This window comes from Alicyclobacillus cycloheptanicus (assembly GCF_028751525.1).
GTDB lineage: Bacteria > Bacillota > Bacilli > Alicyclobacillales > Alicyclobacillaceae > Alicyclobacillus_L > Alicyclobacillus_L cycloheptanicus.
In genome coordinates this window covers 2,805,865-2,831,358 of record NZ_CP067097.1, presented here as the reverse complement: position 1 = coordinate 2,831,358, position 25,494 = coordinate 2,805,865, and the positions used below count along the sequence as shown (strand labels likewise).

The 25,494-nt window shown below is 60.4% G+C and carries 22 protein-coding genes; 7 read left to right on the top strand and 15 right to left on the bottom strand.

Translation table 11 applies throughout. The features are described 5' to 3' along the window. Positions 1 to 97: 97 nt before the first annotated feature. A complete protein-coding gene (locus JI721_RS13025; RefSeq protein WP_274455301.1) occupies positions 98 to 547 on the top strand; it encodes a TlpA family protein disulfide reductase in 450 nt (149 codons plus the stop codon). Positions 548 to 660: 113 nt separating this feature from the next. Here JI721_RS13025 and JI721_RS13020 read toward each other — a convergent pair whose 3' ends face one another. Continuing rightward, positions 661 to 1,302, bottom strand: coding sequence for a cation efflux transmembrane domain-containing protein (locus JI721_RS13020; protein WP_274455300.1), 642 nt, complete (start codon positions 1,300 to 1,302; stop codon positions 661 to 663). Between the two features lie 190 nt (positions 1,303 to 1,492). Between JI721_RS13020 and JI721_RS13015 the strand changes: the two genes are divergently transcribed. The 4 genes from JI721_RS13015 to JI721_RS13000 all read left to right on the top strand — a co-directional run bounded on the left by JI721_RS13015 (position 1,493) and on the right by JI721_RS13000 (position 6,389). Next, positions 1,493 to 2,662 (top strand): alpha-hydroxy-acid oxidizing protein, encoded by a 1,170-nt coding sequence (locus JI721_RS13015; protein WP_274455299.1) that lies wholly within the window; start codon positions 1,493 to 1,495, stop codon positions 2,660 to 2,662. A gap of 300 nt (positions 2,663 to 2,962) precedes the next feature. Next, complete coding sequence (locus JI721_RS13010) at positions 2,963 to 4,474, top strand: efflux RND transporter periplasmic adaptor subunit (protein WP_274455298.1); 1,512 nt, start codon at positions 2,963 to 2,965, stop codon at positions 4,472 to 4,474. Further along, positions 4,474 to 5,196, top strand: coding sequence for an ABC transporter ATP-binding protein (locus JI721_RS13005; protein ID WP_274455297.1), 723 nt, complete (start codon positions 4,474 to 4,476; stop codon positions 5,194 to 5,196). Before JI721_RS13010 ends, JI721_RS13005 begins: the two co-directional genes overlap by 1 nt. After that, on the top strand, positions 5,193 to 6,389 hold the full coding sequence (locus JI721_RS13000; protein WP_274455296.1) for an ABC transporter permease: 1,197 nt from the start codon (positions 5,193 to 5,195) through the stop codon (positions 6,387 to 6,389). Before JI721_RS13005 ends, JI721_RS13000 begins: the two co-directional genes overlap by 4 nt. A 701-nt stretch (positions 6,390 to 7,090) precedes the next feature. On the opposite strand, the gene JI721_RS12995 is transcribed toward JI721_RS13000, so the two are convergent. The 9 genes from JI721_RS12995 to JI721_RS12955 form a co-directional block, all read right to left on the bottom strand. Further along, positions 7,091 to 7,732, bottom strand: coding sequence for an MBL fold metallo-hydrolase (locus JI721_RS12995; RefSeq protein WP_274455295.1), 642 nt, complete (start codon positions 7,730 to 7,732; stop codon positions 7,091 to 7,093). 134 nt (positions 7,733 to 7,866) lie between these two features. After that, positions 7,867 to 8,316, bottom strand: a complete 450-nt coding sequence (gene dtd / locus JI721_RS12990; protein WP_274455294.1) for a D-aminoacyl-tRNA deacylase — start codon at positions 8,314 to 8,316, stop codon at positions 7,867 to 7,869. A gap of 89 nt (positions 8,317 to 8,405) precedes the next feature. Next, positions 8,406 to 10,565 (bottom strand): RelA/SpoT family protein, encoded by a 2,160-nt coding sequence (locus tag JI721_RS12985; RefSeq protein ID WP_407654112.1) that lies wholly within the window; start codon positions 10,563 to 10,565, stop codon positions 8,406 to 8,408. Positions 10,566 to 10,693: 128 nt separating this feature from the next. Beyond that, complete coding sequence (locus JI721_RS12980) at positions 10,694 to 11,206, bottom strand: adenine phosphoribosyltransferase (protein WP_274455292.1); 513 nt, start codon at positions 11,204 to 11,206, stop codon at positions 10,694 to 10,696. Next, positions 11,203 to 13,269, bottom strand: a complete 2,067-nt coding sequence (gene recJ / locus JI721_RS12975; protein ID WP_274455291.1) for a single-stranded-DNA-specific exonuclease RecJ — start codon at positions 13,267 to 13,269, stop codon at positions 11,203 to 11,205. The genes JI721_RS12980 and recJ overlap by 4 nt, the downstream gene beginning before the upstream one ends. Next, on the bottom strand, positions 13,253 to 14,167 hold the full coding sequence (locus JI721_RS12970; protein WP_274455290.1) for a cation diffusion facilitator family transporter: 915 nt from the start codon (positions 14,165 to 14,167) through the stop codon (positions 13,253 to 13,255). The genes recJ and JI721_RS12970 overlap by 17 nt, the downstream gene beginning before the upstream one ends. A gap of 97 nt (positions 14,168 to 14,264) precedes the next feature. Further along, positions 14,265 to 15,188, bottom strand: coding sequence for a protein translocase subunit SecF (secF, locus tag JI721_RS12965; RefSeq protein WP_274455289.1), 924 nt, complete (start codon positions 15,186 to 15,188; stop codon positions 14,265 to 14,267). Next, on the bottom strand, positions 15,185 to 16,462 hold the full coding sequence (gene secD, locus JI721_RS12960) for a protein translocase subunit SecD (protein ID WP_274455288.1): 1,278 nt from the start codon (positions 16,460 to 16,462) through the stop codon (positions 15,185 to 15,187). Before secD ends, secF begins: the two co-directional genes overlap by 4 nt. Before the next feature lie 111 nt (positions 16,463 to 16,573). Further along, positions 16,574 to 16,984, bottom strand: a complete 411-nt coding sequence (locus tag JI721_RS12955; RefSeq protein ID WP_274457857.1) for a post-transcriptional regulator — start codon at positions 16,982 to 16,984, stop codon at positions 16,574 to 16,576. Positions 16,985 to 17,128: 144 nt separating this feature from the next. Here JI721_RS12955 and spoVB point away from each other — a divergent pair, with 144 nt between their 5' ends. Beyond that, a complete protein-coding gene (spoVB, locus tag JI721_RS12950) occupies positions 17,129 to 18,718 on the top strand; it encodes a stage V sporulation protein B (protein WP_274455287.1) in 1,590 nt (529 codons plus the stop codon). Between the two features lie 25 nt (positions 18,719 to 18,743). Here spoVB and JI721_RS12945 read toward each other — a convergent pair whose 3' ends face one another. Together JI721_RS12945 and JI721_RS12940 are read right to left on the bottom strand one after the other, a co-directional pair. Continuing rightward, positions 18,744 to 19,637 (bottom strand): DUF421 domain-containing protein, encoded by an 894-nt coding sequence (locus tag JI721_RS12945; RefSeq protein WP_274457855.1) that lies wholly within the window; start codon positions 19,635 to 19,637, stop codon positions 18,744 to 18,746. Positions 19,638 to 19,795: 158 nt separating this feature from the next. After that, a complete protein-coding gene (locus JI721_RS12940; protein WP_274455286.1) occupies positions 19,796 to 21,958 on the bottom strand; it encodes a sensor domain-containing diguanylate cyclase in 2,163 nt (720 codons plus the stop codon). A gap of 184 nt (positions 21,959 to 22,142) precedes the next feature. Between JI721_RS12940 and JI721_RS12935 the strand changes: the two genes are divergently transcribed. Next, positions 22,143 to 22,538 carry a TIGR04086 family membrane protein gene (locus tag JI721_RS12935; RefSeq protein WP_274455285.1) on the top strand — a complete coding sequence of 132 codons (396 nt, stop codon included), beginning with the start codon at positions 22,143 to 22,145 and terminating at the stop codon, positions 22,536 to 22,538. A gap of 154 nt (positions 22,539 to 22,692) precedes the next feature. Here the strand turns inward: JI721_RS12935 and yajC are convergent, their stop codons facing one another. The 3 genes from yajC to queA are packed head-to-tail and all read right to left on the bottom strand — an operon-like array spanning position 22,693 to position 25,366. Beyond that, on the bottom strand, positions 22,693 to 23,145 hold the full coding sequence (yajC, locus tag JI721_RS12930; protein ID WP_274455284.1) for a preprotein translocase subunit YajC: 453 nt from the start codon (positions 23,143 to 23,145) through the stop codon (positions 22,693 to 22,695). Next, positions 23,142 to 24,311 carry a tRNA guanosine(34) transglycosylase Tgt gene (tgt, locus tag JI721_RS12925; RefSeq protein ID WP_274455283.1) on the bottom strand — a complete coding sequence of 390 codons (1,170 nt, stop codon included), beginning with the start codon at positions 24,309 to 24,311 and terminating at the stop codon, positions 23,142 to 23,144. The genes yajC and tgt overlap by 4 nt, the downstream gene beginning before the upstream one ends. After that, entirely contained in the window at positions 24,308 to 25,366 is a 1,059-nt protein-coding gene (gene queA / locus JI721_RS12920) for a tRNA preQ1(34) S-adenosylmethionine ribosyltransferase-isomerase QueA (RefSeq protein WP_274455282.1), read from the bottom strand. The genes tgt and queA overlap by 4 nt, the downstream gene beginning before the upstream one ends. Positions 25,367 to 25,494: the final 128 nt, after the last annotated feature.

Genomic DNA, 25,494 nt, shown 5'->3' with positions numbered 1-25,494 from the left:
TTCCCCCCTTCAGGCCGTCTTTCTCTTTACTCAGAAGCCGCTCCTGAAAAGGAATCATTTAGAAACCAAAATCCCTGCAATACGGAGGTGTATCACGATGCCAATGCGACTGGGCACACCAATGCCAAGCCTGGACGGCGCCACGTGGTTTCAGCCGGAGGGCGGGCCGAAAATCGAAGCCGCGCCCGTCACGATGATTCACTTTTGGGCGGTCTCCTGCCACATTTGTCATGAAACCATGGATCAAGTTTCCGCCATGCGCGACAAGTACGCACCGCATGGTTTACAGACCATCGCGTTCCATCTGCCGCGGATGGAAGAAGACATCGACCTTGAGAAAATCAAGCGGGACGTCGAACAGTTCAACATGACCCAGCCCATCGGGCTCGATCATGAGCGTCTCATTGCTGACCGCTTCGAAAACGAGTACGTTCCCGCGTTCTTCATCTTCAACGCCAAGGGCGAATTGGCCTTCCGCGCGGCCGGCGACAAAGGGTTCGCCAAAGTCGAAACAAAAATCCGAGAGGTGCTGGGGCTGACGGATTAACTTCGGCACCCGCAAAGACCCTGCCGGTCAACGGTCCATCGGAAAACGCTGCATCGGAGCGCTCTGCGTGCGCGTATCGACGCACTTGGAGCGCTCCGTGTGATTTTGCCACTTCATCCATGACGGTGCGCATGGGCACGCTCCCCCGTCCGTGCGGAAACCAGGGCTTCCTGCGCCTCGTGAACGACAAAATAAATCAGTGCCAGTGCAGCCACCGCGTCTGCCCACCACCAGTTGAGCAGGGCCGTGAGCGTAACCCCGCCGACCACGGTCCAGGCCATGTAGGCGCACACCATGCTGCATGCCGCGTCCGCTTTGAGCGCGCCGCTCCCGATGCGCTCCCCAAGGCTGCGCTTGGCGTTCGCCAACAAGGGCATCAGCGTCGCGGAGGCCAGTGCCAACGTCAGGCCCAGCGGTGTGCGGTCCGGCGTATGCTGCGTCAGCAGCTCATGTGAAGCCGCCGCAAGAATGTACAGCGCGAGCAGCCACAACGCCAGCCCGACCACCCACGAAGCCGTGCGCTCCGCGCGAGCGACGCGATGGAATGCCGCACCCCGCGCTTCCACGGTCAGCCGCCACAACAACACGGCGGCGGAAATCAACTCGATGACACTGTCTGCGCCAAACGACGCCAGCGCAACGGAGTGCGCCGCAATGCCAGTCGCCAACGCGACGACGGCCTCCATCACCAGCCACGCGATGGACACACATTCCATTCGCACTGCCCGTTGAATTTCTGTCATACGAACGGACAACCAACTGCCCCCTTCACAGACCTCGAATGCCGATACACCATCCTATGACGGACCTGGCACAGACATGTCCGAGCCAGCCGCACGGACCCGGACCTTGGACACACATGCTTCGACCGCGGCCTTTTCTATGGCTCGAACATTCCGACTTCGCTATACTTTCTTTATCACTCGAATGAGGAGGACGCCCAGCATGACACGCCATGGCTTCGAAACGCAGCTCAAAATGTATGTGCAATCGCTCTCCGGCAAGTCACAATGGGACTGGCCAGTGTCCATCGACGACTGGCGTGCGCAGGCTCGTGAAAAATTGGCGGACGGCCCGTGGGGCTATGTGGAAGGCGGTGCAGGCGCAGAACAGACGATGCGCAACAACCGCGCCGCCTTTGACCGGTGGCAGATTCGGCCGCGGATGCTGCGGAATGTCGACGATCGCGACTTGACCATCGAACTGTTCGGCAAGACCTACCCGACGCCCTTTCTGCTGGCTCCCATCGGCGTCCAGTCCATCATCCACCCGGACGCGGAGTCCGCCTCCGCCAAGGCGGCAGCGGCACAGCGTATCCCCTTTATCACCAGCACCGTGTCCTCCGTTGACCTGGAAACCCTGGCGCGTGAAACGGAAGGTGCTGAGCGGTGGTTCCAGCTGTACCCAGGGCGAGACCCGGACGTCGTCAGCAGTTTTATCCGCCGCGCCGAAACCGTTGGGTACGCCGCGATTGTCGTCACGGTCGACACGACGATGCTGGGCTGGCGCGAACGGGACCTCTCCAACCTCTACCTGCCGTTTTTGTTCGGTGAAGGCATCGCGAACTTTCTCACCGATCCCGCCTTTTGCGCGCGTTTGCAGCAGCCCCCGGCGGACAACCAGTTTGCGGCCGTGCAGGAGTTTTTGTCGATTTACGTGAATCCAGCCTTCACGTGGGACGACCTCGCGAAGATTCGTCGCCAGACGAAGCTGCCGTTGCTGGTGAAAGGCCTCACCCACGTCGAAGATGTCCAATTGGCCATGCGTCTGGGTGCGGACGGTGTCGTGCTGTCCAACCACGGGGGTCGGCAGGTCGACGGCGCCGTCGCTTCACTGGATGCCCTGGTCGACGTGCGCCGTGAAATCGGGCCGGACTACCCGGTTCTGCTGGACAGCGGGATCCGCCACGCTGCAGACGTCTTCAAGGCCATGGCGCTGGGCGCCAACGCGGTGCTGATTGGCCGCCCTTACGCGTATGCGCTGGCCGTCGGCGGGCAAGCGGGCGTGCAGGAACTGCTCGGCCAATGGACGGCCGAACTGGATTTACAACTGGCCTTGTCTGGATACAACTCCATCCGGGACATCGACGCGAGCTGTGTCAAGCGCTTGCAATAACTGCAACACCAGCTGGCTTCGGACAAGTCGCTTGTGCACAGCCTTATCCACAAGCTGTGGATAAAGTTGTGCACAAGTCACATCCACCCCGTTTTCTCCTTTAGACCAGCATTTTCTGCCCATCCACCACCCGCCTTTGTTGCAATGAATACGAATCATCCACAAGGAAATCCACATCCGTTGGCAAATGTGCGAGCTGGCCCAGTCCATGTGCATTTTTCAATCAAATTTGGAAACATGGCATTGATAATATGGCTCGAAGCAGGCCAGCCTTCCATTGGCCGCGGGGGAGGAACGACCATGCAAGCAGAGGAATCCATACCATCCAATTCAACCGAAGTCAGTCACCACAAGCGTCCACTGTGGAAGCGGCCCGTACCGTGGATCGCCGCGATCGTGATTGTGGGCGGCGGCGCGGCGTACTGGAGCCTGAGCGGCCAGACCGCCTCCGGCAGTACGACAACGGACCAAATCCGCTGGGTGACCGCGCAAACCGGCAATGTCCAGCAGACGGTCAACCTCGCGGGAACGCTGGAACCGGAAAATGAAGTGACACTGACCGGCAACGGGACGATTACCGAAGTCGATGTCAAAGTCGGTCAAAAGGTGACCAAGGGCCAGGTCATTGCCAAGCTTGACTCGTCATCGCTGCAGCCGCAGCTGACGGAGGCCGAGGCCGCGCTGCAGGCCGCCGAGGCAAACCTCTCGCAGGCGGAGAGTGCAAGCAGCACAACAAGTTCCGGCGGGTCGAACGGAAGAACGCAATCCGCGGGCACCAGTGCCAATTCCGTCGCCCAGGCGCAGGCACAGGTGACGGAAGCCCAAGCGCAGGTCAACGCCATCGAGCAGGAGATTGACGCGGATACGATTACCAGTCCAATCAACGGCACAGTGATGCAGGTCGCCAGTGTCAATCAGTCGTCCGCGTCCAGTTCCACCAGTGGTTCGAGCGCGAGCAGTGGACAAGCGTCCTCGGGCAGCGAAAACACCATCGCCGTCATCGGCGACCTGAGCACGTCCGACTACGAAGTCCAGGCGCAGGTTCCGCAGGCTGATGCCAGTTCCATCAAGGCCGGACAGTCGGCGACCATCGCACTGACCACGTCTGGCAGCCAGACCCTCACGGGCACCGTCACCAGTATTGGCCTGGTGCCCCAGAGTTCCAGCAGCGTGACAACCTATCCCGTGACCATTCAGGTCAACGGATCGAGCGCGTCGGGTGTTCAATTGCTGCCCGGTGAGAGTGTCTCTGTGAACGTGATTGTTCAACAGGCAAAGAACGTACTGGTTCTGCCGACCGCGGCGTTGACGCAGCAACGGGGGCAGACGGGTGTGTACGTTCAAGCCGGGGGCAGCACCGCAGGGAGCAGTGCCGCAGCGGATGCCGTAGCGGGCGGCGGGTATGCCGGCCAGACACCTGCCGGATTACAATTTGTACCGGTCACCGTCGGAGTGTACGGCGAAAATACGGTGCAAATCAAAAGCGGCTTGAAACAAGGTGAAGAGGTTGCCATCGTAACGCCCATTACAACATCTACGCAAAGTACAAGCGGATCGCGCTCGAGCGGATTCGGCGCAATCGGTGGTGGATACGGCGGCGCCCTGTCTGGCGGCGGATTTGCCGGCGGTGGATTCGGCGGAGGAAGCTTCAGTGGCAGCACCAGACGCAGCTTCACGGGAAGTGGAAGTTTCAGTGGCAGCGGTGGCTTCACCGGCGGTTCGGGCTTGAGCGGCAGCGGGTTCAGCGGTGGTGCGTACCGCGGTGCCGGCGGAACTGGCGGATTTACTGGCGGGAATGGTGGTGGACTGTAATGTCCCTCTTGAAACTGGACCACGTATCCAAGCGGTACGATCTGGGATCGGAACCCTTTTACGCCGTCAAGGACGTCTCGCTGGAAGTCCGCCAAGGGGAGTTTGTCGCCATCATGGGCCCGTCGGGATCGGGAAAATCCACGATGATGCACCTGATGGGACTATTGGACACGCCTACCTCGGGGGAAGTCTGGGTGGACGGCGTACCCACGTCCTCCTTGACCGACCGGCAAACGGCGGCACTGCGTAACGAAAAGATTGGGTTTGTGTTTCAAAGCTTCAACCTGCTGCCACGAACCAGTGCGCTGGAAAATGTCGCTGTACCGTTGTGGTATTCGAAACACAGCAGTAAGAATGACTTGCAGCGGGCGGCGCGCGCCCTGCAGCGGGTTGGGCTTGATCCGGCGGCGAAAGGCAGGAACCACCCCAACCAGTTATCGGGCGGGCAGCAGCAACGCGTCGCCATCGCGCGCGCCATCGTCACGAATCCGAGCCTGGTGTTGGCGGACGAACCCACCGGGAACCTGGACAGTCAGTCGACGGAAGAAATTTTGGCCCTGTTCCAATCCCTCAACGATGAAGGAACGACCATCGTCATCGTGACCCACGAGGAGCACGTCGGACAACATGCGCGCCGCATCGTGCGCTTCCGCGATGGTCACATTGAATCGGATGAGCGCGTGTCACAGCCGCTGCGAGCCGGCGCGGGGGTGCTGAAATGAACCAGGCAAAAACGGTCAAGACAGCAATGAAGAACCTGCTCGGTAACCCGTTGCGGACCATACTGACGCTGCTCGGCATGATGATTGGCGTGGCTTCCGTGGTCGCCCTCATGAGCATTGGCAGTGCCACAACGCAGAGCGTCACGGCGCGCATTCAGGGACTCGGGACCAACCTGCTGGTGATTACACCCGGTTCGACGGAAGAAAACGGCATCAGTCAGGGACTTGGGTCGGCAGACTCCTTGACCATGGCAGATGTCAAGGCATTGCAGTCAGACTCTGCCATTGCCGCGGTGGCACCAGATTCGACGACTCGAGGTCAGGTGGTCGCCGGTGCAACGAACTACCAAACCACAATTGAAGGCAGCACACCCGACCTGTTCACCGTGCGCAACCTTGGTTTGTCTGCAGGGAGAGCGTTCAATCTGGTAGAGGAGAACCACGCGGCTGACGTGGGCGTTATTGGTCAAACCACGGCTGAAAACCTGTTCGGCAACGAAAATCCGGTCGGTCAGACCGTCTGGATCAACGGCATCGCATTTCAAATCATCGGAGAACTCGCTGAACAGGGCTCAACCGGTGCCACCAACAACGACGACCGCATCATCATCCCGCTGACGACCTTGGAACAGCAATTCACGGGATCGCAAAACCCAAGTACGATTTACGCCGAAGCGGTGAGCAGCAAGGCCATGACGTTAGCGCAGCGACAAGCTGAGCTGAGCCTGCTGCAGGCCAATGGTCAGGTGAACTTTACGATTACCAACCAGGCCACCCTGCTCAGCACCTTGCAAGGCGTGAATCAGTCGCTGCAGAACCTGCTCGGCGGCATCGCGGGCATTTCGCTGCTGGTGGGCGGCATCGGGATCATGAACATCATGCTGGTGTCCGTCACGGAACGCACACGGGAGATTGGCTTGCGAAAGGCGCTTGGCGCCACGCGAGGCGCGGTGTTGCAGCAATTTCTCGTGGAAAGCGGGCTGGTTGGCCTGCTGGGAGGCGTCATCGGCATTTTGCTCGGCGCGTTCACTGCAGCCGTGCTTGGAAAAATCATGCAAACACCCGTGCAGTTGAACCTGTCATCCGTTTGGATCTCGTTCGTCGTCTCCATCTTCGTCGGCTTGGTGTTCGGTATCTATCCCGCGTACCGCGCCAGTCGCTTGTCGCCTATCAACGCGCTGCGATTTGAGTAACACCTCGGGGAGTGTGGAATGTGAAGTGGCGAGGGCCGGGGGGCCGGGGGTTGGGGGGCTGCAGGTTGGGGACCGGGGGGCCCGAGGCGACACCCCGCGCCAGGTTAAGGCGCCTTTCATGCCTTAGGCTGGGTCCGAGGCAACACCCCGCGCCCGGTTAAGGCGCCTTTCATGCCTTAGGCTTGGTCCGAGGCGTCATCCGGCGCCCGGTTAAGGCGTCTTTCATGCCTTAGGCTTGGTCCGAGGCAACACCCCGCGCCAGGTTAAGGCGCCTTTCATGCCTTGGGCTTGGCCCGAGGCAACACCCCGCGCCCGATTAAGGCGTCTTTCATGCCTTAGGCTGGGTCCGAGGCGCCATCCGGCGCCCGATTAAGGCGTCTTTCATGCCTTAGGCTGGGTCCGAGGCGCCATCCGGCGCCCGGTTAAGGCGCCTTTCATGCCTTAGGCTGGGTCCGAGGCAACACCCCGCGCCCGATTAAGGCACCTTTCATGCCTTAGGCTGGGCTCGACGCGTCATCCGGCGCCAGGTTAAGGCGCCTTTTCTGCCTTAGGCTGGGCCCGAGGCGTCAACCGGCGCCAGGTTAAGGCGCCTTTCATGCCTTAGGCTGGGCCCGAGGCAACACCCGGCGCCAGGTTAAGGCGCCTTTCATGCCTTGGGCTGGGCCCCAGGCGACACCCCGCGCCCGCTGTCACACCGCGTGCTAGTCCACGTCGACCGGCAGATACGGGTTCGACATCCGCTCGCGGTTCATCGTGGTGCGGTGCCCGTGACCCGGGTACAGCACCATGTCATCCGGCAGTTTCATCAGACGCTTCAGCGATTGTTCCATCGCCTTGGGGTCGCCAAGGAAGAAGTGCGTGGCGCCAATGGTGCCCGCAAACAGGGTATCGCCGGTGAAAGCGACGTCTCCGCCGACCAGGCAGACGCTGCCTGGAGAATGACCAGGGGTGTGCCAGATGGTGAACGTCTCGTCACCGAGCGAGAGGACTTGCCCCTCCGTAAAGTACCCGTCGGGCGGGGCCAGCGGCGGAACCGTTCGGCCGAACATCTGCAAAGTCGCGTCAGCCACCTGGTTCCAGATGGGCATATCAGCCTCATGCACATACGCAGGCACGCGATAGCGGGCCCGCGCCACATCGACACCCATCACATGGTCAAAGTGGGCGTGGGTGTTCCAGATCGCGACGACATTCAACCCCTCCTCCTCGATGTAGGCGAATACAGGGTCGAGTACGATGTCACCGGGATCGATAATCACAGCATCGTTCCCCTTGTCCGCGTCCTGCGCCACCACGTAACAATTCGCGCCGATTTGGCTCACGACAATGGCTTTGATTCGCATCGCTTCACCTCATGTCCTCTCAAACTATCACGCCTCGGTCTCGAGCGGCAGGAAGTCGATCGCGGTTCCATACGCTGCCCGCCGCCGCGGCCGGCTGCATTCAGCCAGCTTACGACCGTCCGCCGCCGTGTTGCTTACAGCTGGCGCTCGCTGTCGATGAGAATCGTCACCGGCCCATCGTTGACCAGGGACACCTGCATCATCGCGCCGAACTCGCCCGTCTCCACGTGCAGTCCGCAGCCGCGCAGCGCATCGTTGAAGGCTTCATACAGCGTGCGGGCAACGGCCGGATCGGCAGCGCGCATGTAGTTCGGCCGACGGCCCTTGCGCACATCCCCGTACAGGGTGAACTGGGAAATGGAGAGCACCTGCCCGCCTGCCGTCAGGACGTCGAAGTTCATCTTGCCTTCGTCATCCGGAAAAACCCGCAAATGCGCCACCTTTTCGGCGAGATAGGCAGCATCCTGCACCGTATCGCCTTCCTTGACGCCGACCAGGACGACCAAGCCGCGGTCGATCGCGCCGATTACCGCACCATCCACCGTCACATGGGCCGGCCCACTTCGTTGAACCACCACCCGCATCCATGCTCAATCCTCTCTGTCTGCCTGTTGCAACGCGCCTGCGTCACGCATCTACATGCCTGCTGCGACACGCGGCGCGTCCGTATGCCTTACTGCGTCACACGCCGGACGCTGTGGATGTCCTTAATCCGCTTCATCCGTTCCACAACGGCCCGAAGGTGTTCGAGGTTGCGAATCCGGACGCTGACCGAGATGTGCGCCACCCGCTTCACGTCCACCCGGGCGCTGACCGCCGTGACATCGGTCTTCGTCTCCGCCACCGCGTTCATCACTTCGTTGACCAGCCCGTGCCGGTCCAGCGCCGTGACCTCCAGCTCCACGTGGTACGCCTGGTCTGCGCTGGTTGCCCATTCCACTTCCAGCACCCGGTTGCCCTCCGCGCGCAGCGCGACTACGTTGGGACAGTCGACGCGGTGCACGGAAACGCCTCTGCCCCGGGTGACAAATCCCATGATTTCGTCGCCGGGCACCGGGTTACAGCAGCGGGCGAAGCGAATCAGCAAGTTGTCCACGCCGCGCACGCGAATACCGCTGCCGGTGGGCTTATCGCGATCGCGAAGTTCCAGTTCGAGCGCATCCAGGTTCGTCTCCTGGTGATCGCGTTTGTAACGCTCAATCAACCGGGTTGCGACCTGCGCGGCGCTGAGTCCGCCGTAGCCGACGGCCGCAAACATGTCCTCTTCCTTGGCAAAGTTGAACTTCGACAGGACGTCGGCCAGGTAGGCGGGCGTCATCACCGCGCGCGCATCCATGCGGTGGCGCTGCACCAGTTCTTTCTCCACCAGTTCCTTGCCCCGCGCAACGTTCTCTTCGCGCTTTTCGCGTTTGAACCACTGCCGAATCTTGCTCTTCGCCTGCGACGACTGGACAATCTTCAGCCAGTCGCGGCTCGGGCCGTAACTGTGTTTGGAAGTCAGGACTTCCACAATGTCGCCGGTGCGCAAGCGATAGTCCAAGGGCACAATCTTGCCATTCACCTTCGCCCCAATGCAACGGTTGCCAATGTCGGTGTGAATCCGGTAGGCGAAATCAATCGGCACCGACCCGGCCGGCAGCTCAATCACCGTGCCCTTTGGCGTAAACACGAACACCTCGTCCGAAAACAGGTCGAGCTTCAGGGTTTCCATGAATTCCTGCGCGTCGCGGAAATCCTGCTGCCATTCCAGCACCTCGCGGAACCACGCCAACTTTTGCGCGAACTTGCCTTCCGCGCGCTGCTCGCCTTCCTTATACGCCCAGTGCGCGGCAATGCCGAATTCCGCCGTTTGGTGCATCTCCCACGTCCGGATCTGAATCTCCAGCGGTTCCCCGTGCGGCCCCACGACCGTGGTGTGGAGACTCTGGTACATGTTCGCCTTCGGCATGGCGATGTAGTCCTTGAAGCGGCCGGGCATCGGCTTCCACAGCGTATGCACCACACCCAGCACGCCGTAGCAGTCCTTGATGTTCTCGACGATGATGCGGACAGCGAACAAGTCGTAGATTTCGCTGAAATCCTTCCCCTGCCCGACCATCTTGCGGTATACGCTGTATATATGCTTCGCGCGGCCAGACACCTCTGCCTGAATGTCCAAGGCACGCAGCCGGTCGCGCAGGAGTTCGATGACTTCATTGACGTAACGCTCGCGTTCCTGGCGCTTTTGTGCCATCAGATGAACAATTCGGTAGTACTCATGGGGATTGAGATAGCGAAGGGCGAGGTCTTCCAGTTCCCATTTCATCGTGTTGATGCCGAGGCGGTGCGCCAGCGGACCAAAAATTTCAAGCGTCTCGCGCGCGGTTCGCAGCTGCTTGTCGTTCGGCTGGAATCGCAAGGTGCGCATATTGTGCAGCCGGTCGGCCAGCTTGATGAGCAGCACACGGATGTCCTTCGCCATCGCAAGGAACATCTTGCGCATGTTCTCCGCCTGCTGTTCTTCATTCGAGTCGAACTTGATGCGCTTGAGCTTCGTGACCCCGTCGACCAGTGCGGCCACTTCCGCCCCAAAATGGCGGACAACCTCCTCGTCCGTCACGCGCGTATCCTCGACGACATCGTGCAGCAAGGCGGCCGTCAGCGTGGTCGCATCCAGCTGCAAGTCCGCCAAAATGCCGGCCACCGCCAGCGGGTGCGTGATGTAGGGGTCGCCGGACTTCCGATACTGGCCGCGGTGCGCTTCCTCCGCAAAGTGATAAGCGCGGCGAATCGTCTCGACCTCTTCTGGCTCCCCATACGTCAAAAATTTCTCGCACAGCGCATCCAGCGTGATGAACTCCTGCTTTTTGGCTTTCGGTGATGCGACTTCTGACGTGTTGTTCTGCTCTGGCAACTCCGATGCCATCCACGTTTCCACGGCCATCCATCCTCAGCAGCGGTTTGTCCGAAATCGAACGCACGCTAATATTGGACCAGCGTCTTCACTTCAATCCCTTGTAGTTTCGCGCGCCCGCCGAGGTGGCTGAGTTCGATGAGAAACGCAGCTCCGGCGAGTACGCCGCCAAGCTGTTGCACCAACGCCGCACACGCGCCCATCGTTCCGCCGGTTGCCAGCAAGTCGTCGGCAAGCAGCACTCTTTGCCCGGGCAATATCGCGTCCGCGTGCATTTCCAAGCGGTCGGTCCCATATTCCAGCGCGTACTCCACACCAATCGTCTTCCACGGAAGCTTGCCCCGTTTGCGGACAGGCACAAAGCCGACGCCGGTTGCGTACGCCAGCGGCGCGCCGACGACGTAGCCGCGCGCTTCCGGGCCCACGATGACGTCCGCGCCGCACTGTCTCGCAAAATCAGCCAATTCGTTAATCGCTGCCCGGTACGTCGGTCCATCCGCAAGCAGCGGGGTGATATCCTTGAATAAAATTCCGGGCTGTGGAAAGTCCGGAACATCGCGAATTTGAGATTCAAAATTCATTCTATCGCTCCTACTTTGCCCCACCAGGCGCGTGCAAGGTGCTGTTGATAGCTTGGAGACTCGCGCAAATCACGCGTGTCAACATTGTCAATCATATGATACGCGCTCTCCAGTCGTCGAGCAAACCCGAGTTCGACAAAAGCTTCAAAGATGACTTGCAATTCGTCAAGCGGCACAGCCCGTGCCGCCTCCAGGTCACGCAGTTGAATCTTACGCCTTGCGCGCAGCATTTGATACATGCGGGCAAACGCCTCCCGGCCCAGAATGCCGGGCATGGCCTGTGCAGACCGCACGCGAAGCTGGGCCCGGCGCACGCCCTGCCACACGTTTTCCTCCAGGTCGACGACGGCCGCGATGCGCGTCCCAGGCTGCCACGCGAAGGCAGCGGCGTCTGCCCGGAACCAGACGAGATCGGCCAGGACACCCGCCTCTCGGACCTGAATCCGCAAATGCTCCTGCTTCTGCCCCATCGGCCGCACCTGCACGACCTCCACAGGCCCGATATAAAAGCAAAGCGGCGGGTTTTCGGGACCAAATGGGCCCAGTTTCTCCAGCCAGTCCAGCGTCTCGGTGGTCGCGTCCACCAACGACAGGTAGTCGTCCGCCAGAACCTGGGCGGCCGCATCCCTGTCTTGCTTGCGCACCATCCGCTGTGCGGCTTGTGCGAACGCCGTCTGAAACGCGGCCAGCTTCTCCCTCGCGACGGCGCAGCCAATCGCCGCCTCATGCCCGCCGAAGTGGTCCACGTGGTCCGCGCACACCGCCACCGCGTCATGCAGCGGGAAGCCCGCAGGGGCCCGGCCCGACCCGCGCAGCAAGCCGCTCCCGTCGTCCGCCAGCACAATGGCAGGCCGGCCGTACCGCTCGCACAGTTTCGCCGCCACGATGCCCACCACGCCGAGCGGCCACGGTCCCGCGATCACGACGCCCCCCGCCTCTTCCGCCTGCGCAGCATCGCACAGTTGAAAAGCCGCCCGTGCGGCTTCGTCGGTCGCCTGTCTGCGCTCCAGGTTCAACGCCTCGATGCGGTCGGCCAGTGCAGACGCCTCGCCCGCCGATTTGGCCATCAGCAGCGCAAACGCGGTGTCGGCACTGCCCATGCGGCCTGCCGCGTTCAACCGCGGCGTGATGTTCCAGAGGACCGTGGAAGCGCTGAGGCCGCGCGGCGACACACGGGCCGCTTCACACAACGCGATCCACCCCGGCTGCCCGGTGCGCCGCAGCGCATCCAGCCCGTGGCGCACGAGACGGCGGTTTTCCCCGCGCATCGGCATCACATCCGCCAGCGCGCCAAGCGCCGCCAAGCCGTCCTGCCATACGGCGGCCTCGTGCAGCTGCGGCACGATGCCGCTGTACCCGTGGCTTGGCGCTTTGGCATACAGCGCGTCCACCAGCTTGCGAGCCACACCCGCTCCCGACAACCGGGCGACCTCTTCGCGGTGACTTGCCCGTGCCCAGTGCACGACCGCACACGCCGACTGGGGCAGGGTGTCCGGCGGTTCGTGATGGTCGGTGATCACGACGTCCACCCCGAGCTCTTGCGCGTAATCGATGGCGTCCACCGCCCGAATGCCGTTGTCGACCGTCACCACGAGGCTGGCACCAAGGGCGTGCGCCCGGTCGACCAGCGCCGCAGACAACCCATACCCATCATCCACGCGGTGCGGAATCAAGCAGTGCCATTCGGCCCCGACGATGTCCAGCGTCGTTGCAAGAATGGCGCTGGCGGTGACGCCGTCCACGTCGTAGTCGCCGATGATGCAAATGGTTTCGCGGGCGATGACCGCCTGCCAAATCCGCTCAGCGGCCTTGGCCATGTCTGCGAACCAGTCCCACGGCAAAACCGTGTCCGCATCAGCGCCCGCCAGCCAGCCGGCTGCCTCTGTATCGTCTTCTGTCCGTGTGCACAGCCAGCGGGCCACCCGCAGGGGAATGTTCAGGGTTTGAGCAAGCCGCGCGGCTCTCGCTGGGTCAACCGCTGCAGTGCGCCACGGCGGCTGTGTCCATGATTCTGAGACGCGGCATTCTTGGTTTGTTTGTGACCATTCATTCTGCGGATTCACGGTGCGCCTCCTGATCTGGATAAAAAGGATTCACGTGCACCAGAACGTCGGACACACGAGGAAATTCCCGCTGCAAAGCTTGCTTGACCTGTGCGGCGATATCATGCCCGGCGGCGACGGAAATGGACGCTTCGACGCTGATTTCCACGTCGACGATGACATATTGACCGTGGTCGCGGGCGCGCAAGTCGTCCACGCGCCGCACCCCCTCAATCTGCCGAATGCACGCCGCGTAACTGCGCAGGTCTTTGACGGGGGCCGTTTTGTCCATCAACGTTTGCACGGAATCCTGCACGAGGCCATAACCAATGCGCAGCACCAGCAGCGCGACGAGCAAACCGGCGGCCGAATCCATGTGTTCAAGCCACCGCGTGTGCAGCGCCCGTCCCAAGATCGCCAGCAGAATCCCGATGCAGGCGGCGACGGACGACAGCACGTCCGACCGATGGTCGTAGGCGCTCGCCACCAGACTCTTGCTGTTCAGCCGCTTGCCGAGCCGATACGTGTACTGAAACATGACTTCCTTGATGACAATCGCAGCCATGGCCGTCCAGGCCGCCAACAGCGCCGGGGGGTGAGGCGGCTGGAAAAAAGCGCGCAGAGAACTCACGCTGACTTCAATGCCCGCTCCCAGCAGAAACAGCGCCACAATGGCCGTACTGATGAGTTCAGCCTTCCCGTGTCCGTACGGATGGTCTTCATCCGGCGGCTTGCTGGCGATGCGCAAGCCAATGATGACCGCCAGCGAGCCGACCACGTCCGCAGCGGAATGGACGGCGTCAGCGAACAACGCCTGGCTGCCAGCAGCCAGGCCGACGACACCTTTGCCAACCATCAACAGGATGTTGACCCCTGCCGAAGACCAGGCGCCCCATTTTGCCTGTGCCTGTGTACGCAAACCTCTCCACCACCGAATCCATCGCCTTCGTCGTCAGCAAAGCGCCGGAAATCGAAGCGCCCCCGAAGGGGCGCCTGTCCGGACGCTGACATGATGCTCAGTTTGCCTGCGGCACCTCGCCAGAAGGCTTCTGCTTTCGAAACTGTCGGCCGCGCCAGGTGACCCAGAGGGGGCTTGCGATGAAGATAGAGCTGTACGCCCCGCTGACCAAACCGACAATCAGCGCAAATGTGAATGTGCGGATCGACGTACCGCCAAAGAAGTACAGCATGAGCGCCGCGATGAGGACGGTGGCCACGGTGTTGATGGACCGCGTCATCGTCTGCCACAAACTGCGGTTGACGACCTCTTCCAGTTCCTCCATGGACGCCGGCGGCTTGCCCTTGAGGTTCTCGCGGATGCGGTCGAAGATGACAATCGTGTCGTTGATGGAGTACCCCACAATCGTCAAAATCGCCGCCACGAACGTCAAGTCGACTTCCAGCCGAAGCAGCGCGAACGCCGACATGACGATGAACGCGTCATGCAGCAGGGCGACAATGCCGGAAATCGCAAACCGGTACTCAAAACGAATCGCCACGTAAATCACGATGAACAGCGAAGCGATGAGCACAGCCCAAACCGCTTTCTGCGAAGTCTGCTTCGCGACCAGCGGGTCCACGGTGCTGATGTCTGCGCTCTGCGACTTCGGGAACATTTTCGCCTCAAGTGTCTTGATTTGGTTCACTTGAGCCGGGGTCAGAACCTCCGTCAATCGAACGACGGCGGCCTGCTTTCCAGGCCCGCCTGCCGTTGTAATGGCGCCCTCGTCGAGAGGAATGCCCGCTTCCTGAAACAACTGCTGAACCTTCGCCGTGTTCACCGGTTGGTTCAACTGCAGCTGCACACGGGACCCAGCGACGAAATCCGTGCCAAGGTTAAAACCGGAAACCAAAAACACGATGAGACCTGCCACTGTGATGGCCCCAGACAACATGAAGAACCATTTTCGGTTGCGAACGAGATTGAAGCGTGCCTTCATGACTCCACCGCCTTTCTTGCGCGGTACCCGAACCACCAGGGCCGCTTCACCACGTTCGAACGCGTATACAAGAGAAGCATCGCACGGCTGAGCAGCACGGCCGTGATGAGGCTCACGACGATACTGAGCATCAGCGACACGGCAAAGCCGCGAATGTCACCTTGCCCGAACCAGTACATGACGGCCCCGGCGATGAACGTCGTCGCGTTGGCGTCGATGATGGTGCGCAGTGCGCGCTTGTTGCCCGCGATGACACTCGACTGCAGGCTGCGGCCGTTGCGAAGTTCGTCCTTAATCCGTTCATACGTAATGATGTTCGCGTCCACCGCCATGCCGATGCCGAGCACCAGCGCCGCCAGCCCTGGCAGCGTGAGCACAACGTGAAGGCCCGCAAACGTCAGCAGCAACAGGTACGCGTACGCAACCAGCGCGATGTCCGCGATAAAGCCAGCCGCGCGGTACAACAGGAGCATGAACAGGAAAATCAACGCGACAGCCCCGAGTCCGGCCCACATCGTGGCTTTCAGCGACGCTGCGCCGAGAGACGGCCCGACGCTCGTCGAACTCACCAGCTTCAGCGGATACGGCAGCGCGCCGCTGTTCAGTTCCTGGGCAAGCGTCTGACAGGCCTGCAGGGTCGTCAAGTCGCCGCCGCTGATGGCCGTTTGGCCGTTGTAAATGACTTCGCTCGGCGCCGGGTCGGTAATCATCTGCCCGTTCAGGAAGGTGTACAACGGCTTGCCGAGGTACTGCTGTGTAATTTGCTGCCAGCGTTTCGCGTTCTTGAACGTCACGTCCACTTCATACTGCCCGGTGTTCGGGTTTTGCCCCGCCGCGGCGTCCGGCTTGATGTCATTCCCGGTAATCAAAAGCGTCTTTGGGTCCGGAACCCATGTCTTGGTCTTGGCGTTATACGTCGCCTTCCCGTAAATCTTTAGATCCGCCGTCTGGCCAATGTACGCTTCGGCCTGCGCCTGACTGAACGTCCCGGCGAGATCGACCCGAATCTGGTTCTTGTTCTCCAACTGAATGACCGGCGATGCGACACCCAGCGAGTTCACGCGCGTGGTCACGGCCTGCAGGGCAGCTTGTACGCCTTGCGCTGATACCGTACCGCCCGGTGTATTCGGCTCGACCTGGTATAGCAGTTCAAATCCGCCCTGCAAGTCCAAGCCAAGGCGAATTGATTTCCACAGTTGTTGGGAGGTGCCCACCGTGAGGCCCACCACCACCAGGACCAAGGCGATGAACGCCGCAAATCGGCCCCACTTCATGCTGCTTGTCCTCCTCCAGAAACTCATCGAACGGAAATCACGAACCTCAAAATCACGTACTTCGAAGCGCCCATTTCTTCGCGCCCATTCGACATGCTCACACTAGTATAATCAAGCGCGCTTTCCAGCGTCAAACGGGGAGTCATCGAAAACCCCCTTGAACGCATTCATGGTGAGATGGTTCATAAACTTGCCTGCTTGCAATCCGAGCACGGCCGCGACCATCTCGTGCAGCGCACCCTTCCCTTTGGTCAAGGCAAGGACACAGTCCCACACCTGTGCAGCCGTCACTTCTTCGTAGCCCAGCAGATGGAACTCTTCCGCCTTGGCTTGACACAGCTCCAAGATGTCCGCTTCATAGTCCTGCCAGCGAGGAGCGCTTTGCACCTCGGCCGCGGGAGCGCTGTGACCGTCTTCCAGTTCCCCGGCGCCGGCAGCTGGCGCAGGCGTCCCGGCGGCGGCCTCCGTGTCAGCGCCCGCATTCCCCGCAAAGGTTCCTTCCCTGTTCATCTCCTGCTCCATGTCATCCACAGGTCCCACCTCTTTCCGCCCTATTCCATTCGCGATGCCCTGTCCGCTTTCCTTCCCTGGCCTGGACTATCCGGCGTACAAGCCGCATAGGCTTGAACACAGGCTCTGTTGAACTTCAGCAAAGGAGCGGTATCTGTGACCCAACGTTCCTTTCTTCGAGGTGCGGTCGTCCTGATGGCCGCCAGCCTCACGACCCGAATCATGGGCTTCATCTACCGCATCTTTCTGACCCGTATCATCGGCGCACAGGGGATGGGACTGTTTCAAATCGTGTTTCCGCTCCTGAGTTTAGTGCTGACGTTTGTCACGGCCGGTCTGCCTGTCGCCATTTCCAAATTGGTTGCGGAAGCCATTGTCCAGAACGATCGCGTCCGTGTCCAGCGCATCCTCCGCGTGAGCACGGCTGTCATCGGCACGATGGCGGTGGTATTCACCGTCCTGATGTGGGTGCTGCGCGGCTTTGTCCGAACCCACTGGCTCACCGATCCGCGTGCCTACCCGACGTACCTGGCCATGATTCCCATCGTCGCGGTCATCGCCGTGTCCAGTATTTTTCGCGGCTACTTCCAGGGCCTGCAGGACATGGCGCCGCCAGCCTGGGCATCCATTGTCGAACAGACCGTGCGCATCGCCAGCGTATGGATTCTCGCCGCCTACTTTGTCCAATTCAGCCTCGCCTACGCGGCAGCGGGTGCGATGATTGGCATGCTGCTCGGAGAACTATCCGGCATGCTGTTTCTCGTTGTCTCGTACCGGCGGCGTGGGCGCCTGTCGATGGTGCTGCCGAATGCGCCCATGCGCAGCCTGGAGACGGTGCGTCAAACCCTGCGGGCGATTGTCGACATCGCCGGCCCTGTGACGCTGAGCAGGCTCATCTGGTCGCTCATTTACGCGATTGAACCCGTACTGGTCGCGCGCTCCCTGTGGATGGCCGGGATTGGCAAGCACGCCGCGACCGCGTTATATGGGCAGTACGGCGGCATGGCGCTGCCGCTGCTCGTGTTTCCCACCGTGATCACCGGGTCGCTCGCGGTCAACCTCGTGCCCTCCGTGTCCGAAGCCATGGCAGGGGAAACGCGGGACGACCGCCGGGTGCGGCTGCGTGTGGCACAAAGCTGGCGCGTGACCGCCCTGGTGGGATTTCCGGCCACGGTGATTCTCTCACTGCTCGCAACGCCACTGTGCGCGGCCATTTATCACGAGCCTGCGGTCGGACGCATCTTGGCCATCATGGCACCGGCGGGCTTTCTCTTGTATTTGCAGGCGCCCCTGGCGGGCGTGCTCCAGGGCCTGAACAAAGCGGGGCTGGCGATGATGAACTCCATCGCAGGGGGACTGCTGCGGCTCGTTCTGATTTATGTACTCGCGTCCAGACCGAGTCTCGGCATCTATGGCGTGGCGCTCGCGACGACTGTCTCGTTCTGTGTCACCACGGCGCTCCAGTTCATGTGCATCGTGCACTTTGTCGGGTTTCCGATTCGCTTGTGGGACACGGCAAAAATTGCCGCAGCCGCGCTCGCCTGCCTGCTGGCCCTCACGGTCATGATCCGGGACCACGCACACATCGCCGGGCTGCATCTGCTGGCCGCGATCGTGTTCGCGATTTTGCTTGACTTCTTCCTGCTTTGCGCCTTCCGGGTGCTGACGACGCAGAACGTCCGGCGCGTTCCGCGCGTCGGACGCATCCTGGCGACCATCGTCAGCGCGATTCCTTTCGCGGTGTGAGGCGCAGCCGCCAGGGGACCGCGGACTATGGTTTGGAGAACGGGCCCTGTTGCGCCTGGCCGGACCGCACTTCCGGTTTGGACACGTTGGGGTTTTGCACGTGCTGTCCCGGCAATGGGTCTTGCGCTGCGCTCTCCGATTGCGCTGCGCCGTCTGATGATGATGCGCCGTCCGATGGCGACGGGCTGTCCGTCTGAGACTGAGTCTTTTGCTGCGGTTGCAGCTTCTGCGGCTTGTCCCGTGCATCGATGTGCAGCTGCCCATTCTGGTCGACAGCGGCATAAAACACGTCCTGCATCGTTCCATAGCCGCGCCGCTCCAGCTCCTGCTCAAGCCAGCTCTGTGTTTTCCCCAGCACCTCCAGGGTCTTCTGAACCGGCGCGCCGTCCACAATGACCGGCAGCGGGATGGTCTCGTGGATCACGGCGCGGTTCAGGTCCTCAGGTGTAAGCGGACGCTTTTCCGCCTTGGGAAACACGCTCAATTGACCAGACGTTTCCAGGATGGCGAACTCCACATCGGCGACGTTGGCGATGCCTTTGTCACGCAGCTGCATCAACAGGTCATGCATCGTGTAGCGGGTCTTTTTCATCTCGCGGTCCTTGATGTTTCCATGCTCAATCAAAACGGAAGGTTCGCCGTCCACCCAGTGGCGGAAGCGGTGACTCTTTAACTGAATCAACGCCACAATGATTTGCAGCAAGACGAGCATGGAAATGGACAAGACCGACCGCCACAGCGACACTTTGGTGTCTTCCATGGGCAGCGTGGAGAGCTCCGCCAACATGACGGAGACCACAAAGTCGAACACCGACAATTGGCCAATCTCCCGTTTCCCCATCACCCGCAGGGCCACCATGACCAGGACATACAGAATAATGACGCGCCAGATGAAGTGGAGTAATCCGATATCCCCCATCAAGTCGCAGCCCTCCTTCGGGGGTAGTATCACCGAAAAAGGGCTCGTTACGCGCGTCTGACGGAAGTGGTGAAAAGCGGCGGATCGGTCCCGCGCCGCGGCGGTCGACTTATACCATCGGGTGGTGAATGTGGGGCAGGTATCCGTTTTGTGTCAGTTCAGGCGGATGATTCGTCGTCCCTGGCGTTGAGCGTGGAAAAGACCTTCCCGATTTGCTCAAACACCGTCTCCACACTTTCGACGTCCTGGAACGAATAGGTGGCGTAGTGCGCGCGCAGTGACAGCACCACGTTGTTCAAGCACTCAAAACGGTGGCTCGCCAGCATGCGGTCAACACGATTCCCAATCGCCTCAAGTTCCTCACGCGTCACGTTTTGGAGAAGAATCAGAAAATCGTCTCCACTAAACCGACAAGCCAACTCATTTTGGCGAATGCACTCCCGAATCACCGCACTGGCTTCCTGAAGCACCCGGTTTCCGATGGCAAAGCCGAAGGTGGCGTTAACGTCTGAAAACCGCGCCAAATCAATACACACGGCGCCCCAGTTTTCAGAACCCGCAGCAAGGGCTTCCCGGAAACGAATCGTAACGAAGTGGTAGGTGTACAGTCCGGTCAGCCCGTCCACAAACAGCTGTGCGTCGAACTCCGGTGAATACAGCGACGTTTTGTTTCGTCCGCGCTGTTTCGACCCCCAGTACATGGCTGAGTCCGCCTTGAGCAGCACGTCCCTGTCGGAATCTCCATCCGACGGAAATCCGGCAATGCCAACACTGACCGTGATGCCCTGCAGTTCATGGCCCTCAAAGTTCACCACCAACGAACTGACGGCCTTGCGGAACCGCTCCGCCATGGCAAATGCCTGCTTGGGACTATAGGGCAGGATGATCCCGAACTCCTCACCGCCATACCTGGCTGTCACCGCCTCCGGTCCTGCCTCGGACTGGAGCAATTGACCAATCGACTTGAGGACCGCATCCCCCGCCAGGTGGCCGTATGTATCATTAAATTTCTTAAAGTAATCGACATCCATGATAACGACAGACATTTCCGAGTTGGTCATGCGCGCCTGCTGCACGCGGTCCGCCAACGCTTCATAGAAATAACGGTAGTTGTACAACCCCGTGGCTCCGTCGCGCCACGACTGACGCTGCAGTTCCTGATACAGCTTCGCATTTTCAATCAGCACAGCAACCTGTGCCGCAAGAATCCGCAATTCCTCTGTTAACTCTCCAAATCCATATGCGTAGCAAGAGTAGCAGACAATGGCGCCTTGCAGTTCGCCGTGTGCGCGCATTGGAAAAATCGCCATGGACAGGTGCGGCCTTCGGGCGTCCACGCCGTCGAAGCGCACGCGCTCGTCTTTGCGGATATCCGGAATATAGGCCCAGCCGGCTCCTCGCGACACCACATCCCAGATGACACCGCCGCCGCTTCTTGTGACGCCATTGAGATTAAAGTCCTGTGCAGCCTCCAACGGGTACACGGTACCCGGGACGAGCACTTCTCGAGATTCATCCAAGATGTGCACGATGACAGCATCCGCGTACGTCAACCGAGCCGCCACCTGCGCAGCTTCTTGATAAATCCGTTCCACATCGAACTCGGACGTCAGCTTGGTCGTGGCGTTGTGGATCTGTTGAATGAAGGAAGTGCGGCGGTACATGCGCATCATCTGGCCCAGCAGCACCAGGGGCAGGATGGCGACAAGCGCCAGCAATGGCCCATTGGGGCTCAGGCCAATCATCAACAATGCGAACGGCAGCGAGAGAAGGACATACAAACTGTCGGCTGTCACCACCGTCCAGGACTCGCGAACGACAAAGGTGCCCTCAACAAATTGAATCGCGTTGATCAGCAGGTGGTTGACGCAGAGAAAGACAGCGGCACCGACAATCGCGCCCAAAAACATATTCCAAGACAACATGTGGTGATAGGCTTGCGGCACAATCATTCGATACGCAAAGGACATCGCCACCACGCTGATCGTATACTGCCCAGCGTTGAAAAGGATCGTTGTCCAGCGCGTCCGCCGCCGCGTAATGAACGGCGACAGCACAGCCGCAGCGATCATCAGCCAGACCGCTTCTGAAGTGCCATACACCGCCAGCGCCCCGATGGGCAGCGCGTACAGCAGTGAACTAATCACACGGCCCAAGGGCACAGGAATAGATTCCAGGGCGACCGCCAGTGCCATGACGAGGACAGTGAGCAAAATGTTCTGATGAAACAGTTCCGGTACATACAGAAAGGCAATGCCCACACCGGCAATGCCAACCAACAGTTCGCAGATCCGAATCCAAATTTCTCTCTGGGGATTCAACTGTTTTTCACCCTGCCCCTTCCAACGTGCGAGGAGAAAATCGAAAGGAGAGTCAATCAAAGCACGATTAAAATCTTTTCAAGTATTGTAGCACATCTTTCATAGACAATGGACAAAGCGAATAGAAATAAAAGTAGATTTCATAAGTGCCGAATTTGCACGAAACCCAGGGAAGGTGACGCATTTGAACGGTTCAATACGTTCGCTTCGCAAGTTTCCGATTCTCTACGGACTGGCATGGTCACTGTTTTACGCTGTCATCGGCATCCTGCTTGTGTCGCTGTGGGCACATGTCCACCCGATGTCCCCCAAAACCCTGGTCATGGCAGCGTACATAATTCACTGCGCCGCCGTCCTCCTCGGTGCCATCGCAGGCAGCCGGGCAGCACAGGAACGCGGTTGGTATTACGGCGGGATGTCCGGCCTGTTTTATGCCATCGTGATGATTTGCATTGGGCTGTTCGCCTACAACACGTTCTCACTCGACGCAGGCGGATTGTTCCGCGTGCTGCTCATGGCCCTCATCGGCGCGTTCGGCGGCATCATCGGCGTGAATACCGGCAGCACGCGCAGCCTGTGAGAGCACGCCGGGCACACGGAAGAAGGCGCCATACCCTTTCGCGGCATGGCGCCTTCGCTTTGCGGATTCAAAATGGGCCGAGCGCGCCAACGCCTGTTCGGCCCGACGTCCCGTGAACTGCGAACGCCGGCGGCGTCCGCGCTGTTCACCGCAATCAAGCATTCGTTGATTTCTGCTCCGCGTCCGCGCCGCCAGCAGCATCCTGCTCGTCGACCACGTCCTCGTCTTCCTCTTCCTCATCGGTCTCATGCGATGCAAACCGGTCCGAGGTGTCGAAGGTAGACGCATCCTGTCCCTCGTCAAGCTCATCGTCCTCATCCACTTCATCGACGTCATCGCCGACCGAGTTCGCTGCTTCGACCACACGGATGATGGCGCGTTGATCCATCTCAATCTCGACATCCGGCGCGATGGATACGTGCAGCACATCCCCCTGAACCGCCGTGACGATTCCGTAGATCCCGCCGGAGGTCAGGACTTTCGCACCAGGTCCGAGCTGGTTCATCATATTTTGACGGTTCTTTTGCTGCCGACGCTGCGGTACGATGAACAACATGTAAAATACCGCGAGAATCAGCACAATGAAAATAATGCTCTGGCTCTTCAATCAGACACGTCCTCTCCTGCGGTGCTTGTCTGCACCGCGGTATCGTCATTATAACCGAAACGATCGTAGAATTCGCGCTTGTACGCGAGAAATTGATCATTTTCAATCGCCTTCCGGATGCCTTCCATCACGCGCAGCAGGAACCACACATTGTGATACGACGTGAGGCGAATCCCCAGCACTTCCCCCGCCTTCAGCAGGTGCCGGAGATACGCGCGGGTGAACGACCGGCACACCATGCACGAACAGTCTTCGTCCAGCGGCGAGAAATCGCGGGCGTACTGCGCGTTTTTCAACACGAGCTTGCCGCGGCTGGTCAACACGGTTCCATTTCGCGCAATCCGCGTGGGAAGCACACAGTCGAACATGTCGATCCCGCGCTCCACGCCTTCAAACAGGTCATCCGGCGACCCCACGCCCATCAGATACCGCGGCTTGTCGGCCGGCAGCAGCGGGGTCGTGAAAGCGAGCACATCGTACATGACAGGCTTCGGTTCGCCGACACTCAGTCCGCCGACCGCATAGCCTGGAAAATCCATCTCCACCAGCGCTTCTGCAGCCGCCTTGCGCAAGTCCAGTTCTGCACCGCCTTGCACGATCCCGAACAGTGCCTGTTCATCTGGCCGCCCGTGCGCCTGCTTGCACCGCTTCGCCCAGTCGAGCGTCCGCCGCAGCGATGTCTCGAGATAGTCGCGCGACGCCGGATACGGCGGACATTCGTCAAACGCCATAATGATGTCGGCACCAAGCTGATTCTCAATCGCCATCACCGACTCGGGCGAAAAGAACCGCGGACTGCCGTCGATGTGTGACCGGAACTGAACGCCTTCATCCGTAATCTTCCGCAAATCCGCCAGACTGAATACCTGAAATCCGCCGCTGTCGGTGAGAATGGCGCCATCCCAGTGCATAAACCCGTGCAGTCCCCCGGCCTCGGCCACCAGGTCCTCACCGGGTCGGAGGTGCAAGTGATAGGTATTGGACAAGATGATGCCCGCGCCCATTTCCCGCAGTTCAAACGGGGACAACGTTTTGACGGTGGCCTGCGTGCCCACCGGCATGAACACCGGTGTCTGGATGGACCCGTGCGGGGTGTGGACCACGCCGCGTCTCGCGAGGGTGTGACTGCATCGTTTCAACAGTTCGTAGCGCACGGGCACCGTCAAGTCTCGCACCTCCTCGTAATGAACATGGCATCACCGAAACTGAAAAAGCGATACCGCTCCGCCACCGCGGTTTCGTACACGCGCTTCGTGAAATCCAGTCCCATCATCGCGGCGACCAGCATGAGCAAGGTCGATTTCGGCAGATGAAAGTTCGTGATGAGTGCGTCGACAATGCGAAATTTGTAGCCAGGGTAGATAAAAATGTCGGTGTCATCGGCGCCCCCCTTCACTTCACCGGACGCGCCCGCACTTTCGAGCGTGCGCATGGCCGTCGTACCGACCGCGATCACGCGGCGTCCCTCCCGCTTGGCGCGATTCACCGCCGCCGCTGTCTCCGGCGGCACTTCATACCACTCCGAATGCATCTGGTGCGCTTCGACTTTGTCCACGGTCACCGGGCGGAAGGTGCCAATTCCCACATGAAGGGTGAGGTAGTAAATCTCGACGCCGGCACGCTGGATTTCTTCCAAGAGTGCGGGCGTAAAGTGCAGCCCCGCAGTGGGCGCCGCCACCGAACCTGGCGGACTGGCATACACCGTCTGATACCGATCACGGTCGGCAAGCGGCTCGTGAATGTAAGGCGGCAGCGGCATCACACCCACTCGGTCGAGAAAGCTGAACATCGGCTCATCCAGCGTGAACCGGACATGACGAATGCCGCCCTCCTGCTCGCCAATCACCTCTGCGTACGGCGGAGCATCGGTGGGCTGCGCATCGGGGCTCGGGAAGTAGATGCGTGTCCCAACGCGCAAGCGCTTCGCCGGCTTCGCGAGGACTTCCCACTCGGTTTCCGACCGCTGCTGCGTCAGCAAGAGCTCAATGCGCGCCCCCGTGTCCGCCTTCGTGCCGAACAAGCGCGCAGGAATCACCTTGGAATTGTTTAACAACAGCACATCGCCTGGCCGCAAGTACGCCAGAATTTCCGCGAAACGGGCGTGCGACACCGAGCCCGTGACCGGATCGACCACCATCAACCGCGATTGGCTGCGGTCTGGGAGCGGTGTCTGCGCAATCAGTTCCTCGGGCAGGTCATAGTCAAACGCGTTTACATCCAATGCTGTGTTCTCCTTCACAACGACTTGTCCCAATTGTAAAAGTTTCGGTTTCCTGAATCAAACGCGCTGCACGCGCACCAGGCCAGCCCCCTCATGAAAAAGCCGCACGGTTCGCCCGTGCGGCACTG